Annotated in this window: 14 protein-coding genes and 1 tRNA gene; 8 read left to right on the top strand and 7 right to left on the bottom strand. The window is 72.1% G+C overall.

The window, feature by feature from the left end; all coding sequences use genetic code 11:
- Nucleotides 1-2 precede the first annotated feature (2 nt).
- The 5 genes from FB558_RS25295 to FB558_RS25275 are packed head-to-tail and all read left to right on the top strand — an operon-like array spanning nt 3 to nt 1,977.
- On the top strand, nt 3-356 hold the full coding sequence (locus FB558_RS25295; RefSeq protein WP_142057500.1) for a gas vesicle protein GvpO: 354 nt from the start codon (nt 3-5) through the stop codon (nt 354-356).
- Nucleotides 353-733 carry a gas vesicle protein gene (locus FB558_RS25290; RefSeq protein ID WP_425468069.1) on the top strand — a complete coding sequence of 127 codons (381 nt, stop codon included), beginning with the start codon at nt 353-355 and terminating at the stop codon, nt 731-733. Before FB558_RS25295 ends, FB558_RS25290 begins: the two co-directional genes overlap by 4 nt.
- Nucleotides 726-1,493, top strand: a complete 768-nt coding sequence (locus FB558_RS25285) for a GvpL/GvpF family gas vesicle protein (protein WP_142057498.1) — start codon at nt 726-728, stop codon at nt 1,491-1,493. The genes FB558_RS25290 and FB558_RS25285 overlap by 8 nt, the downstream gene beginning before the upstream one ends.
- Entirely contained in the window at nt 1,490-1,690 is a 201-nt protein-coding gene (locus FB558_RS25280) for a gas vesicle protein (protein WP_142057496.1), read from the top strand. Before FB558_RS25285 ends, FB558_RS25280 begins: the two co-directional genes overlap by 4 nt.
- The gene (locus FB558_RS25275) at nt 1,687-1,977 is read left to right on the top strand and encodes a gas vesicle protein K (RefSeq protein WP_142057494.1); all 291 of its coding nucleotides are present in this window, start codon (nt 1,687-1,689) and stop codon (nt 1,975-1,977) included. Before FB558_RS25280 ends, FB558_RS25275 begins: the two co-directional genes overlap by 4 nt.
- A gap of 32 nt (nt 1,978-2,009) precedes the next feature.
- On the opposite strand, the gene FB558_RS25270 is transcribed toward FB558_RS25275, so the two are convergent.
- Nucleotides 2,010-2,633 carry an FMN-binding negative transcriptional regulator gene (locus FB558_RS25270; RefSeq protein ID WP_142057491.1) on the bottom strand — a complete coding sequence of 208 codons (624 nt, stop codon included), beginning with the start codon at nt 2,631-2,633 and terminating at the stop codon, nt 2,010-2,012.
- A gap of 708 nt (nt 2,634-3,341) precedes the next feature.
- Between FB558_RS25270 and ltrA the strand changes: the two genes are divergently transcribed.
- Complete coding sequence (ltrA, locus tag FB558_RS25265) at nt 3,342-4,781, top strand: group II intron reverse transcriptase/maturase (RefSeq protein WP_211366131.1); 1,440 nt, start codon at nt 3,342-3,344, stop codon at nt 4,779-4,781.
- 172 nt (nt 4,782-4,953) lie between these two features.
- Here the strand turns inward: ltrA and galK are convergent, their stop codons facing one another.
- The 4 genes from galK to FB558_RS25245 are packed head-to-tail and all read right to left on the bottom strand — an operon-like array spanning nt 4,954 to nt 9,933.
- Entirely contained in the window at nt 4,954-6,084 is a 1,131-nt protein-coding gene (galK, locus tag FB558_RS25260; RefSeq protein WP_246106737.1) for a galactokinase, read from the bottom strand.
- Nucleotides 6,081-7,175, bottom strand: a complete 1,095-nt coding sequence (galT, locus tag FB558_RS25255) for a galactose-1-phosphate uridylyltransferase (RefSeq protein ID WP_142057487.1) — start codon at nt 7,173-7,175, stop codon at nt 6,081-6,083. The genes galK and galT overlap by 4 nt, the downstream gene beginning before the upstream one ends.
- The gene (locus FB558_RS25250; RefSeq protein ID WP_142057485.1) at nt 7,172-7,936 is read right to left on the bottom strand and encodes a DeoR/GlpR family DNA-binding transcription regulator; all 765 of its coding nucleotides are present in this window, start codon (nt 7,934-7,936) and stop codon (nt 7,172-7,174) included. The genes galT and FB558_RS25250 overlap by 4 nt, the downstream gene beginning before the upstream one ends.
- Nucleotides 7,936-9,933, bottom strand: coding sequence for a beta-galactosidase (locus FB558_RS25245; protein WP_142057483.1), 1,998 nt, complete (start codon nt 9,931-9,933; stop codon nt 7,936-7,938). The genes FB558_RS25250 and FB558_RS25245 overlap by 1 nt, the downstream gene beginning before the upstream one ends.
- A gap of 215 nt (nt 9,934-10,148) precedes the next feature.
- Between FB558_RS25245 and FB558_RS25240 the strand changes: the two genes are divergently transcribed.
- Together FB558_RS25240 and FB558_RS25235 are read left to right on the top strand one after the other, a co-directional pair.
- Entirely contained in the window at nt 10,149-10,346 is a 198-nt protein-coding gene (locus FB558_RS25240; RefSeq protein ID WP_142057481.1) for a hypothetical protein, read from the top strand.
- An 80-nt stretch (nt 10,347-10,426) separates the two neighbouring features.
- A tRNA-Asn gene (locus FB558_RS25235) sits at nt 10,427-10,499 on the top strand.
- Nucleotides 10,500-10,605: 106 nt separating this feature from the next.
- On the opposite strand, the gene FB558_RS43415 is transcribed toward FB558_RS25235, so the two are convergent.
- A complete protein-coding gene (locus FB558_RS43415; RefSeq protein ID WP_170231522.1) occupies nt 10,606-10,998 on the bottom strand; it encodes a site-specific integrase in 393 nt (130 codons plus the stop codon).
- An 857-nt stretch (nt 10,999-11,855) separates the two neighbouring features.
- On the bottom strand, nt 11,856-13,109 hold the full coding sequence (locus FB558_RS25225) for an IS256 family transposase (protein ID WP_142057479.1): 1,254 nt from the start codon (nt 13,107-13,109) through the stop codon (nt 11,856-11,858).
- Between the last annotated feature and the right edge of the window lie 273 nt (nt 13,110-13,382).

Here is a 13,382-nt window from a genome sequence, read left to right as displayed (position 1 = left end):
CAGTGGCTGACGGAGCACAGGTGGCCGACGAGGAGCAGGAGCAACCGCGCCGCCCGCGGCGGGCGCGCCCGGCCGCCAAGGGGTCCGACGGGTCGGTCCCGGCGACGGTCGCGGCGCGCCGGGCCGCGGAACAGGTCGCGGACTTCACCGGGCGCAGCCCCGAATGCGTGATCTCGATCGACCGTGCCGACGACGGGTGGAAGGTCGGCGTGGAGGTCGTGGAGTCCCGGCGCATCCCGGACACCCAGGACGTGCTCGCGATCTACGAGGTGTCGGTGGACCGCCGCGGCGAACTCGTGTCCTACCGCCGCACCCGCCGCTACGCCCGTGGCCAGCTCGACGAGAGGTGCCGATGACATCCGGCGGAATGCCCGTACCCGGCCGCTCCCGCACGCCCGATCACCGGCAGGAGTCGACGAACCTCGCCGACATCCTGGAACGCGTCCTGGACAAGGGCGTCGTGATCGCGGGCGACATCCGGGTGAACCTGCTCGACATCGAGCTGCTGACGATCAAGATCCGGCTGCTCGTCGCGTCCGTGGACAAGGCGCGGGAGATGGGCATCGACTGGTGGGAGCACGACCCGACCCTCAGCTCCGGTCAGCGTGACGTAGCCGAGGAGAACCGGCGGTTGCGTCAGCGGATCGGCGAGCTGGAGGCGGGCCGCGACGGCGCGTCCACGGAGCCCGCGGTGCCCGCTCCGCAGCGGGAACGGGAGGAGGCCGATGGCTGACACCGTCGTCTACCTGTACGCCGTGACCGACGCCGACGCCCCGGATCCCGCGGTGCCTGCCGGCGTCGACGGGGCGCCGGTCCGCCGGGTGGTCGCCGGGCCGCTCGCGGCCGTGGTCTCGTCCGTGGACGCCGTCCGGTTCGGCGAGGAGGCGCTGCAGCGCAGCCTGGAGGACCTGCGGTGGCTGGAGGCCACCGCGCGGGCCCACCACGCCGTCGTCGGGGCCGTCGCGGAGAACGGCCCGGTCGCCCCCGTCCGCCTCGCCACCGTCTACCTCGACGACGAGCGCGTCCGCGCCCTGCTCGACGAGCGGGCGGCGGCGTTCACCGCGGCGCTGGACCGGGTGCGCGGACGCGTCGAGTGGGGCGTGAAGGGCTTCGCCACGCCGTCCGCGGCCGCGGCACCCGCCGAGCCCGAGCCGGAGCGGGGCGGCGGCGGGCCCGGCGCGTCCTACCTGAAGCGCAGGCTCGCCCAGCGCGACCGGGCCACCCGCGGGCAGGAGGCCGCCTTCGCGGCGGCGGAGGAGGCGCACCGCGCGCTCGCCGCGGCCGCCCTGGCCCACCGGACCTACAAGCCGCAGGACCGGCGGCTCACCGGCCGCGCCGAGGAGATGGTGCTCAACGCCGCCTACCTCGTCGACGCCGACGCCGGCGACGCGCTGCGGCAGGTCGTGGAGGAACGGTCGACCGGCGCGGTGGCGCTCGAGCTCACCGGCCCGTGGGCGCCCTACTCGTTCGCCACCCTGGAGGAGCCGTCGTGACCGTCGCGATCGGACCCTCCGCGGAGCGGGACGTGGCGCTCGTGGACCTGCTCGACCGCCTGCTCGCCGGCGGGGTCGTCATCACCGGGGACCTGACGATCTCGCTGGCCGGGGTCGACCTGGTGCACGTGTCGCTGCGCGCCCTGATCAGCTCGGTGTCGACCCTCACGGAGGAGCTGACGGAGGAGCAGCCGTGACGCAGGTACCGGAACGCCTGGACCTCGACCCCGACATGGTCGGGCGCGGGCTGGGCCGCCTCGTCCTCACGCTCATCGAGCTGATCCGCCAGCTCATGGAGCGCCAGGCCCTGCGCCGGGTGGAGGCGGGCGACCTGCCGGAGGAGAAGGTCGAGGAGCTCGGGCTCGGACTGATGCGCCTGGAGGAGGCGATGACCGAGCTGCGGGAGCACTTCGGCCTGCGGCCCGAGGACCTGAACATCGACCTGGGTCCGCTGGGGGACCTGCTGCCCCGCGACCGGCTGTGAGTGGATGCGAGTGCTCCAGCACTCGTATCCGCTCACGACCTCCGAGCGGCGCGCACGGCGTCGGCGGTGGCCGCGTCGCCGCGCGCGTCGAGGCCGGTGATCACTCCGTCGACGTCGGCCGGGGGCCGGTTCTGGCTCATCTTGACCTTCGCCTCGATGCGGCTGATCACCAGTTCGACGCCGACGATCGCGCGCAGCTGCCCGGCCACGAACGTCGCGGGCGCGTCGTCCACCGCCCACGCCTCCGGCTCGCGCGCCTCGTGCAGGTCGGTGAGCTCGCGGACCAGGCCGTCGAGCCACGCCGGGTCGTCGTGGATGCGCAGCTGCCCGTACACGTGCGCGGTGACGTAGTTCCAGGTGGGCACGACGCGGCCGTGCTCGGCCTTCGAGGCGTACCAGCTCGGCGTGACGTAGGCGTCCGGGCCGTGCACGATCACCAGCGCCTCGCCGACGACTGCGCGGCTCCACTGGTCGTTGTTGCGCGCCAGGTGCCCGCGCAGCACGCCGTGCTCGCCCGCGTCCGGGTCGAACACGAACGGCAGGAACGTGGCGACCAGGCCGTCCTCGGTCATCGTGACGAGGTCGGCGGCCTGCGGCCGGGAGAGCAGCTCCCGGACCGCCGCGTCGTCGGGGGCGAAGTGCGTGGGGACGTACACGCCTCCGAGTCTGCGCCGTGGGCGCCGTCCTCCGCGAGGGGTTAGGTGGCCATGATCGCGAGTATCGGTTGTGCGCCACGAGGCGCTGTTGGTTCGGATGGAGGTGGGAGACCTTCGTGGCCCTGTCGTCGTAGCGGTGGGGTGAAGCTGGCGGCAGCCTGATCCGGGGATCGCCGGGGAGGGTGGGAGCAGCCGCGACAAAGTCGGGACGGCTCAGGACTGCCGGATGGGCCGGGCCCGGTGAGCGAGACGAGAAGGTATACGAGAGAAACCAGCGCTATTACGCCTCTTGACTCGCGGCCAGCTCGAAATCCGGTGGATATGGGCTGGGGTGCGGCGCGTACTCGGCTGCCGGTCGTGTCCCGGCGGGTGAGGAACTCCCGGCTGGTATGGCCGTGCCGGGTCCGGGAGGCCATGGTGAATGTCTACGGCGTAGCCGTGGCGATGCCGCAGGGGTACAGCTGGGTGCCTCACTCGTCGACCGAGCAACAGTGAACGTGGGAACCATCCGTGCGACGTTCCAGCAGGGTGCGCCGGCCAGGCGTGACGACCGCTGGATAGGTGCGATGCCGACCGAAGGGCCGGGTGGGGCGGAGCCGCCGTAGTACTCCGGGCCGGGGAAAGCCCGGCACACGGGGAAGGGCGGCAGCGTGTCGGGCGAGGATGCTGACTGCAAGGGACGGAGATACACCGGTGAATACTGGTGTCGTGGCTTGGCCGGATGTGGATTCGGCCGGGTTGGCGGTACGGAGGATGCAGCGCAAGTTGCACCGTTGGGCGAGCGAGGACCCGGCTCGCCGGTTTGATGATCTGTTCAACCTGGTCTATGATCCGGCGTTCCTGGTCGATGCGTTCACGCGTGTTGCCGGAAACAAGGGGGCGAAGACCGCGGGGGTCGACGGGCTGACGGTGGCCGCGGTCGATACCCGCATCGGAGTGGACGTGTTCCTGGGTCAGATCCGGGACTCACTCAAGACGCGTGAGTACCGGCCGTGTCCGGTCCGGCAGGTGATGATCCCCAAGGGCGGCGGCAAGCTGCGCCGGCTGGGGATCCCCACGGTGGCCGACCGGGTGGTCCAGGCCGTCGTCAAGGCGGTGCTCGAACCCATCTTCGAGGCGGACTTCCTGCCGTGCTCGTATGGGTTCCGCCCGAACCGGCGCGCTCAGGACGCGATCGCCGAGATCCACCACTTCACCTCCGCACCCATCAACTACGAGTGGGTGCTGGAGGCCGACATCGCCGCGTGTTTCGATGAGATCGACCACGTCGCGGTGATGGACCGGCTGCGGCGGCGGATCAAGGACAAGCGGCTGGCGAATCTGGTGAAGGCGTTCCTGAAATCCGGGATCTTCACCGATCTCGGGGATCGGGAGGAATCACCGACCGGCACCCCGCAGGGTGGGATCCTCTCGCCGCTGCTGGCGAACATCGCACTCTCAGTGTTGGATGAACACTTCACCCAACACTGGGACCCGGCCACCGGGGCGATGGGCACCCCGGCACGGCGGGCCGCGCGGAAACGTAACGGCAAGGGGAACTGGCGTTTGATCCGGTATGCCGACGACTTCGTGTTGCTGGTCTCCGGGGACCGTCACCACGCCGAAGCGCTCCGGGTCGAGGTGGCGGCCGTGCTCGCCCCACTGGGGCTACGGCTTGCCGAGGAGAAAACCCGGGCGGTGCACATCGACGAGGGCTTCGACTTCCTCGGTTTCCACATCCGGCGGATGCGGAAACGTGGAACGCAGAAGCGCTACGTCTACACCACACCCTCCCGCAAATCAACACAGAAGGTGCGGGACCGGGTGCGAGAGAAAACGAACAAGTCAAACCTGAACACCGACCTGGACGAGCTGCTCTCCGGGCTCAACCAGACGGTGCGAGGGTGGGCGAACTACTTCCGGCACGGGGTGTCCAAAGCGACCTTCAGCGCGGTCGACCACCACACCTGGTGGCGACTGGTCGGGTGGATCCGCCGCAAACACCCCAAGATCAGCTGGAAGGAGATCCGCCGCCGCTTCTGCGATCATGGCTGGCGGATCGCCCACAACGGGGTGGTGTTCACCGGCGCTTCCAGCGTCGCCGTGACCCGCTACCGCTACCGCGGAGCGAACATACCAACCCCGTGGACCCCAGCCCTCACAGGCTGAGCAACGGCCACGACATGCGGAGAGCCGGATGCGGTGAGAGCCGCACGTCCGGTTCGGCGGGCGGGCACGGGAAACGGACCCGGGGCAACCCGGGCACCGCGCCCGTGTCCGACCCAACGCTCATGGTCGTGACGACAGCAATGGGCAACCGATACTCGGGATCTTCGGCCGGTCAGGCCACCCGTTCGGCCCCCGCGGACGGCTCTGTGGCGCGGATGTCGGGCTCCCGGTGCCCGCCCTCCGCGAACGCCGCGCGCACGGCGTCGGCCACCGCGTCGGCGCGGTCGACCGGGACCAGGGCGATCGCCGAGCCGCCGAACCCACCGCCGGTCATCCGGGCCCCGAGGGCGCCGGCTGCGCGGGCCGACTCGCACGCCAGGTCGAGCTCGAGGCACGACACCTCGTAGTCGCCGGCCAGCGAGGCGTGCGAGGCGTCGAGCAGCGGGCCGATCTCGGGGAGCCGGCCGTCGTCGAGCAGGGCGACGGTCTCGCGGACGCGCGCGATCTCGGTGACGACGTGCCGGGCCCGGGGGAGCAGGTCGGCGTCGAGCGCGGCGAGGTCGTCGAGGCCGGCGTCGCGGAGGCTGGGGCGCCCGAGCGTGGCGGCGGCCTTCTCCACCGACGCGCGCCGGGCGCCGTACTGGTTGTCGGCGTGGCTGTGGCGCACCTTCGTGTCGATCACGAGCAGGGTGAGCCCGGCGTCGGCGGGGGCGAAGGGGACCTGGCGCGTCGAGTCGTCGTGGGTGTCGAGCAGCAGCGCGTGCCCGGCCGTCCCGAGCAGCGACGCGGCCTGGTCCATGCCGCCGGTCTGCGCGCCGACCACGTCGTTCTCCGCCCGCCGGCACGCCGCGACGAGCGTCTGGCGGCCCCCGGTCGAGCCGCCGAGCCCGAGCCCGAACAGGTCGTCGGCGGCCAGCGCCGCTCCGCACTCCAGCGCCGCGGACGACGAGAGCCCCGAGCCGAGCGGCACCGTGTCCGTCACCAGCAGGTCGATCCCGCCGACCGCGTACCCGGCCTCGCGCAGCGCCCACAGCACGCCGGCGACGTAGCCCGCCCAGCCCTCGGGGCGGCCCGGGCCGACGTCGGCGAGGTCGCCGTCGTAGCCGCCCTCCTCGGAGCGGCTGCGCAGCCGCAGCCGCGTGTCGTCGCGCCTCCCGACCTCGACGACGGTGCGCTGGGCGATCGCGAACGGCAGGCACAGCCCGTCGGCGTAGTCGACGTGCTCGCCGATCAGGTTGACCCGCCCCGGGCCGGCCCACCGCCCGTCCGGCTCGCGCCCGAACAGCTCTGCGAACGTGCTCACGGTCCGACCTCCCGAAGCCGCTGGGCGATCCGCTCCGGCAGCGCGTCGTTGATCCAGGCGCCGGCCCCGGACTCGGAGCCGGCGAGGTACTTGAGCTTGCCGGGGGCCCGGCGCAGCGAGAACAGCCGCAGGTGCAGCCGGGTGAGGTCACGGCCGGTGCGCACCGGCGCCTGGTGCCACCCCGCGATGTACGGCGGCGGCCCCGCGTCGGAGAAGTACACCTCGAAGCGGTGCAGCAGGTCGCGGTAGAGCTCGGCGAGCTCCGTGCGCTCGTCGTCGGTGAGGGCGGGGAAGTCCGGCACGGGCCGGTGCGGCACGAGGTGCGCCTCGACCGGCCAGCGCGCCGCGGCGGGCACGAACACCGTGAAGTGCTCGCCCTCGCGGATGATCCGGGTGCCCGCCTTGCGCTCGGCGTCGAGGACGTCGCCGAGCAGGTCGCGGCCCGTGCGCCGGCGGTGCTCCGCGGCCTGCTCGAGCAGCTGCCCGGTGCGCGGCGTGACGAACGGGTAGGCGTAGATCTGGCCGTGCGGGTGCTCCAGCGTCACCCCGATCTCGGTGCCGCGGTTCTCGAACGGGAACACCTGCTCCACGCCCGGCAGCGCCGACAGCGCTGCGGTGCGGTCGGCCCACGCCTCGATCACCGTGCGCACCCGCGAGACCGGCAGCGCGCCGAACGACGCGCCGTGGTCGCTGGTGAAGCACACGACCTCGCAGCGCCCGGTCGCCGGTCGCTGCGGCCACAGCGGGTCGCCGTCCACCTCGGCAGGCACGTCGGCGATCCCCTGCGCGAACGAGGGGAAGCGGTTCTCGAACACCACCACGTCGTAGTCCGGAGCCGGGATCTCCGACGCAGGGCGCCCCGGCCGCGTCGGGCACAGCGGGCAGGCGTCGGCGGGCGGCAGGAACGTGCGGTCCTGGCGGTGCGCCGCGATCGCCACCCACTCGCCGGTGAGCACGTCGTAGCGCATGATCGACCCGGTTTGCACCTGCGGCAGGTCCCGGGTGTCCGGCGGCGGCACGCGGTCGGGCGTGACGTCGTCGAAGTAGATCAGCTCGCGCCCGTCGGCCATCCGGGCCGTCGTGCGCCTCATGCGAGCACCAGCCGTCCGCAGCTCTGCTCCAGGACATGGCGCGCTTCCGGATCGAGGCCGTCGTCGCTGACGACGACGTCGACCTCGTCGAGGGCCGCGATCGTGCTCAACCCCACCACTCCCCATTTCGAGTTGTCGGCCACCACGGCCACCTGCCGGGCGCTGGCCACCAGCGCCCGGTTCGTCTCCGCTTCCTCCAGGTTCGGTGTGGTGAACCCGGCCTCGGCGTCCATCCCGTGCACCCCCATCAGCAGCCAGTCGACGTGCAGCCCCCGCAGGGTGGCCACCGCGACCGGCCCGACCAGCGCGTCCGACGGCGTGCGCTCCCCGCCGGTGAGCACCACCGTGAGGTCGTCGCGCGCCGCCGCGTGCAGCACCTCGCCGACGCGCAGCGAGTTCGTCACGACGGTGAGCCGCGGGACCCCGAGCAGCACGGACGCGACCGCATGCGTCGTCGTACCCGCCGACAGCGCCACCGACGCGCCCGGCTCGATGAGGGCGGCCGCCGCCGTGGCGATCGCCTGCTTCGCCGCCGTGTGCAGGGCCGCCTTCGCCGCGAAGCCGGGCTCCTCGACGCTGCTGCCTGCCGCCGTGGCGCCACCGTGCACGCGCGTGACCAGCCCGCGCCGGGCGAGCTCGTCGATGTCGCGGCGCACCGTCATGTCCGAGACGCCCAGCCGTTCCACCAGCTCCGACACCCGCACGCCGCCCGTGGTGCGGACGGCGTCGAGGATCAGCTCCTGGCGCTGGCGGGCGAGCATCAGTCCGCGGTCCGCACCACGGCCGCGCCGCCCGCCGCCACCTCGATCGCGCCGTCCACCGCGTCCCCGGTGAGCAGGTCCGTGCCCCGGGCGGGCACGGTCGCCGGGAGGCCGCCGCGGTTGAGCACGAACAGGTAGCGGCCGCGGCGCACGACCTCCAACCCCGGCTGCGGCGCGTCGAGCCGCGTGACGCCGGCCTCGCGCGCGAGCCGCCCGGCGAGCGCCGCGGTGGCGTCGTCGTCGAGCCAGGTGGCGAGGTACCAGGCCACCCCGTCGCCGACGGCGCGGCGGGTCAGCGCGGGCGTGCCGGGCAGCGGCCCGTCGGTGTAGCGGGCCACGACCTCCGCGTCGCGCGCCTCCAGCAGCTCGGTCCAGACGTCGGCGGCGCTGCCGTCGTCGAGCGCGACGGTCTCGCCGGGCCGCAGCGGCGCGAACTCCTCGGTGCGCACGCCCAGCAGCTCCCGGAACGCGCCCGGGTAGCCGCCGAGCCGGACGTGGTCGTGCTCGTCGACGATCCCGGAGAAGTAGGTGACGAGGACGTGCCCGCCGCCGCGCACGTACGCCTGCACCGCCTCGGCCGTCGCGTCCGCGCAGAGGTAGAGGGTCGGGACGACCACGAGCCGGTAGCCGGACAGGTCGGCGCAGGGGTGCACGACGTCGGCCGTGGCGCCCAGCTCGGTGACCGCGCGGTGCCAGCGCAGCGCGGCGTCCATGTAGCGGATCTGGCAGCTGGGGTGCGCGGTCTGGTCGCACGCCCACCAGGCCTCCCAGTCGACGAGCAGCGCGACATCCGCCTCGACCCGGCTGCCCGCCACCTCCCCGAGCTTCCCGAGCGCCTCGCCGAGGGCGGCGACCTCCCGGAAGCGGGCCGAGTCCGGCCCCGCGTGCGGCACCAGCGCCGAGTGGTACTTCTCGGCGCCGGCCTTCGACGCCCGCCACTGGAAGAAGCCGACGGTGTCGGCGCCGCGGGCGACGTGGCGCAGCGAGTCGAGCAGCAGCTCGCCGGGCTTCTTGGCGACGTTGACCGGCTGCCAGTTCACCGCGCTCGTCGCCGACTCCATCAGCATCCACGGGGCCCCGCCCGCCACCCCGCGCGTGAAGTCGTCGCTGAACGCCTGCTCGGCGTGCGGGTGGGGCATGCGGGCGTCGAGGTAGTGGTCCTGCGCGATGAGGTCGAGCTCGGGCGCCCAGCGGAAGTAGTCCGGCCCGGGCTGGCGGGCGTTGACCATCAGGTTCGTGGTGACCGGCAGGTCCGGCGTGAGCGTGCGCAGGACGTCGCGCTCGGCGCGGTAGTAGTCGAGCAGGGCGTCGGAGGAGAAGCGGGAGAAGTCCAGCTCGTGGCCCGGGTTGGAGAACGACGGGGTGAGCCGCGGCGGCAGCACCTCGTCGAACGAGGAGTAGTGCTGCGACCAGAACGCCGTGCCCCACGCCTCGTTCAGCGCCTCGAGCGTGCCGTAGCGCCCGGCCAGCCAGCGCCGGAACGCCGCCGCGCTCTCGTCGCAGTAGCAGCGGACGATGTGGCAGCCCAGCTCGTTGCTGACGTGCCACATCCGCACGGCGGGGTGGCTGCCGTAGCGCCGCGCCAGCTCCCCGACCAGCTGCAGCGCGTGCTCGCGGAACACCGGCGAGCTGGGACACCACGACTGGCGGCTGCCGGGCCAGAGCGTGCGGCCCTCGACGTCGACCGGGAGGACCTCGGGGTAGGACCGCGTCAGCCACGGTGGCGGCGAGGCGGTGGCCGTGGCCAGGTCGACCGCGATCCCGCCCTCGTGCAGCAGCCCGAGCACCTCGTCGAACCAGGCGAAGTCGTACTCGTCCTCGGCCGGCTCGAGCAGGGCCCACGAGAACACCCCGAGCGTGACGAACCCGAGGCCCGCCTCCCGCATCAGCGCCACGTCCTCGCGCCACACGTCGGGATCCCACTGCTCGGGGTTGTAGTCACAGCCCATCGCGATGCCGGGGAAGGGGAACTCGAAGGCCTTGCGTCGGGCCGGCATGTCGTCTCCTTCGACGCGGTGGACGGGGGTGCGAACAGAACGCAACAAGTTCGAACAGAACCGCAAGGACGGATACTAGGGCGTCGCTGCGGGCACCATCCCGGCGGACGGCCGTACGGGCACTGCGCCGAAGGCACCCATCCGGGTCGCGGGACCCGGCACGGTGCCGCCGGTGCGGCAGGATGACCCGCGGGGGACGAGGACCGGGAGACGACATGCTGATGTTCCTGCTGGGCGCGGCGCTCGGGTACGTGCTGGGCGCCCGCGCCGGCCACGAGCGCTACGAACAGCTGCGCCGCACCTACCAGCGCGTCGCCGACCACCCCGCCGTCCAGGGCGCCGCCGGAGTCGTCCGCGCCCGCGTGGAGGAGCGGGTGAACGGCGGCAAGCACGCCGACACCGGCGCCCGCTGACGGGAGGGGGCCCGAAGGGCGGGATGGGCCGTGCGCTAGAGTCCTCCCTGCCAGCGGGGCTCCGCCCCGCACCCGTACGGTCCTCCGTAGCTCAATTGGCAGAGCATGCGACTGTTAATCGCAGGGTTACTGGTTCGAGTCCAGTCGGAGGAGCACATTCCCAGGTCAGCGGCCTGGCCGGGACTTACGCTCAAGATCCACCCCTGCTTTACCCCCATCTTCGGGTGCGATTGAGTTCGAGCCGAAGATCGCCAACACCTCAGCGGCGGCCGTGCGCGCGGCCGAAGTAGTTGTCCTGGGTCATCGACACCTTCGCGTGGCCGAGCTGGTCGGCCGCCTGGCGCGCGCTCAGCCCTGCCGCGTCCATCAGGGTGGCCACCGTCTTCCGGTAGACGTGCGAGGTCACCCAGGGGTAGCCGGCGTCGGCGAACACCACCCGTAGATCGGCCTGGGTGTTCGACGGGTCGCGCAGTCCGCCCAGCGGCGCCGTGAACACCCACGCCCCACTCGTTCGCCTGAGCACCTGTCCGACGGCGCGCAGCATCTCGATCGCCCATCCCGGCAGCTCCAACGCGCGGTAGCCGCTCTTGCTCTTCGGCCGCCACTTGATCGACAGCCCCACGCCTTTGAGCCGGACCACCGTGCCGCGCACCTCGACGGTCCCGGCGTCCCAGGTCCAACGCGCCCCAGGTGACCGCCGCGGCCTCGCCGATCCGCAGCCCGGTCGCGAGCATGAAGTCCGTGAAGTCGACCAGGTCCCAACCCCGGCAGCGCTCGTCGGCGTGGATCGTGCTCCGGAGCTCGACGGCCGGGACGGGTCGAAGCAGGTCACGATGCTTGGCCGAGCGGGCGCGCGGACAAGAGTGGGGGAGGAAGGGTGCGGCATCCCGTCGACCTCCCAATGGGCTACCACACGCGGGGCCGGGGGCAGAGAATGCCGAGCATCGGCGGCGGTAACGTCGAGGGCTGCCCCCGGCCGGGCGCGCGGTCGGGCTTCGCCAGGTCGACGGGATGCCGCACGAGCCCCGAAGTGGGCAGCGGGCCGCTGGGCACATTGGTCGACGCTGCCCCGTCCTACTCCCACTTTTTGACCCGAGAAGACGAACTCGCGCACGGGGGCGACGAACACTCTCCGTGAAATCAAACCCTGCGAATGTGGCGCCGCTCGCAATCACGGTCGCCAACCCTTCGACGTTGAAAGAGTCGCCGCACAACGGCGAGGTATGCGGCGAGGATGCCGATCGCTGCCCCTGCCCACGCCAGTAGTGCGAAATATTGCACTCCGACGAACGCGGGAATCCCGACCGCGAGAGTCAGGATGAGAAAGCCCTGGCAGGCACGGATGCTCCGGCGACCAGCGCGAACGCATCACGAGCCCTGACACTGGCCGGCGCGACCCCCATACGGTCCGGCACGCCGACCAGTCGGAGGAGGCCTCGGCGGCCTTGCGCATCGGCCACGTCCGCGAAGGTGGTGTAAGAGATCGACTCCGCGTGATCTTGGTGAAGGTTATGCGGTGAGTGCTTCGGTTGTCACGACCGGCTCGCTGGTGGTGGGGTCGGGTTCGGTGGTGACGATGCGGATGCGGGATTTCGTGAGCAGTTCCAGGCTCATGTAGCGGCGGCCTTCGGTCCATTCGTCGCTTTGCTCGGCCAGCACTGCGCCGACGAGGCGGATCAGGGCTTCGCGGCCGGGGAAGATCCCGACCACGTCGGTGCGGCGGCGGATCTCCTTGTTCAGCCGCTCCTGTGGGTTGTTGGACCAGATCTGGCGCCAGATCTGACGTGGGTAGGCGGTGAAGGCGAGCAGGTCAGCGCGGGCGGCTTCGAGGTGCTCGGCGGCGTCGCGGAACTTGGGCTCGAGGCCGTCGACGACGCGGTCGTACTGGGCTGCCACGGCGTCGGCGTCGGCCTGGTCGAAGATGGTGCGGACCTGGGTGGCCATGTGCGGCTGCGCGCTCTTGGGTACCTGGGTGAGCAGGTTGCGCAGGTAGTGGGTGCGACACCGCTGCCAGGTCGCGCCGGGCAACGCCGACCCGATCGCGGCGACCAGCCCGGAGTGGGCGTCGGAGATGACCAGCTGGACCCCGGACAGGCCGCGGGCGACCAGCCCGCGCAGGAACGCCAACCAGCCGGCGCCGTCCTCGGCGGAGGCCACGTCGAGGCCGAGGATCTCGCGGTGCCCGTCGGCGTTCACCCCGGTCGCCACGAGCGCGTGCACGTTGACCACGCGGCCGTCCTCGCGGACCTTCACGACCAGGGCGTCTACCCAGACGAAGGTGTAGGGCCCTTGGTCGAGGGGCCGCTGGCGGAACGCGGTGACCTGGGCGTCGAGGTGGGTGGCCATCTCCGAGACCTGCGAGCGGGACAGCGACTTGATCCCGAGCTGCTCGGCCAGGCGCTCCACCCGGCGGGTCGAGACACCGAGTAGGTAGGCGGTGGCCACGACGGTGACCAGGGCCTGCTCGGCGCGGCGGCGGTGGGTCAGCAGCCAGTCCGGGAAGTAGGAGCCCTCACGCAGCTTGGGGATCGCGAGCTCGATCGTGCCGGCGCGGGTGTCCCACTCCCGGGGCCGGTAGCCGTTGCGTCGGTTGACCCGCTCTTGGCTGCGCTCGCCCCAGTCGGCGCCGCAGACTCCGTCGGCCTCGGCGGACATCATCGCGTTCGCGAACGAGGCGACCATCTGCCGCAACAAGTCCGGCGACGCGCCCTGCAGCTGCTGCTCCAACAACCCCTCGACATCGATACTGTGCGGTGCGGCCATCGTGGTGATCCTCTCGGTGAGTTCCTTGGTCGGTACTCATCAAGATCACGCGGTGGCCGTCTCAGTTCACGACGCCACGCCGTTCACCAGCGGGGGACTCGTACACCACCTCCGAGGACGCAGCCTGCGCATCCGCAGTGATCCGCGTTCGGGACGAAACCGCTCCAAGTCGGACTGGTCTCGCTCGCCTGTTGACCTAGCGACCGTTCCTTCCCTGTCCGGTCTTGGCGTCACCCGCATGCCGCTCAGCGCGATACCGAGTGTTGGGTCGTG

This window comes from Pseudonocardia kunmingensis (assembly GCF_006716445.1).
In the GTDB taxonomy this organism is placed as follows: Bacteria; Actinomycetota; Actinomycetes; order Mycobacteriales; family Pseudonocardiaceae; genus Pseudonocardia; species Pseudonocardia kunmingensis.
This window is presented reverse-complemented; position numbering and strand designations above follow the sequence as displayed.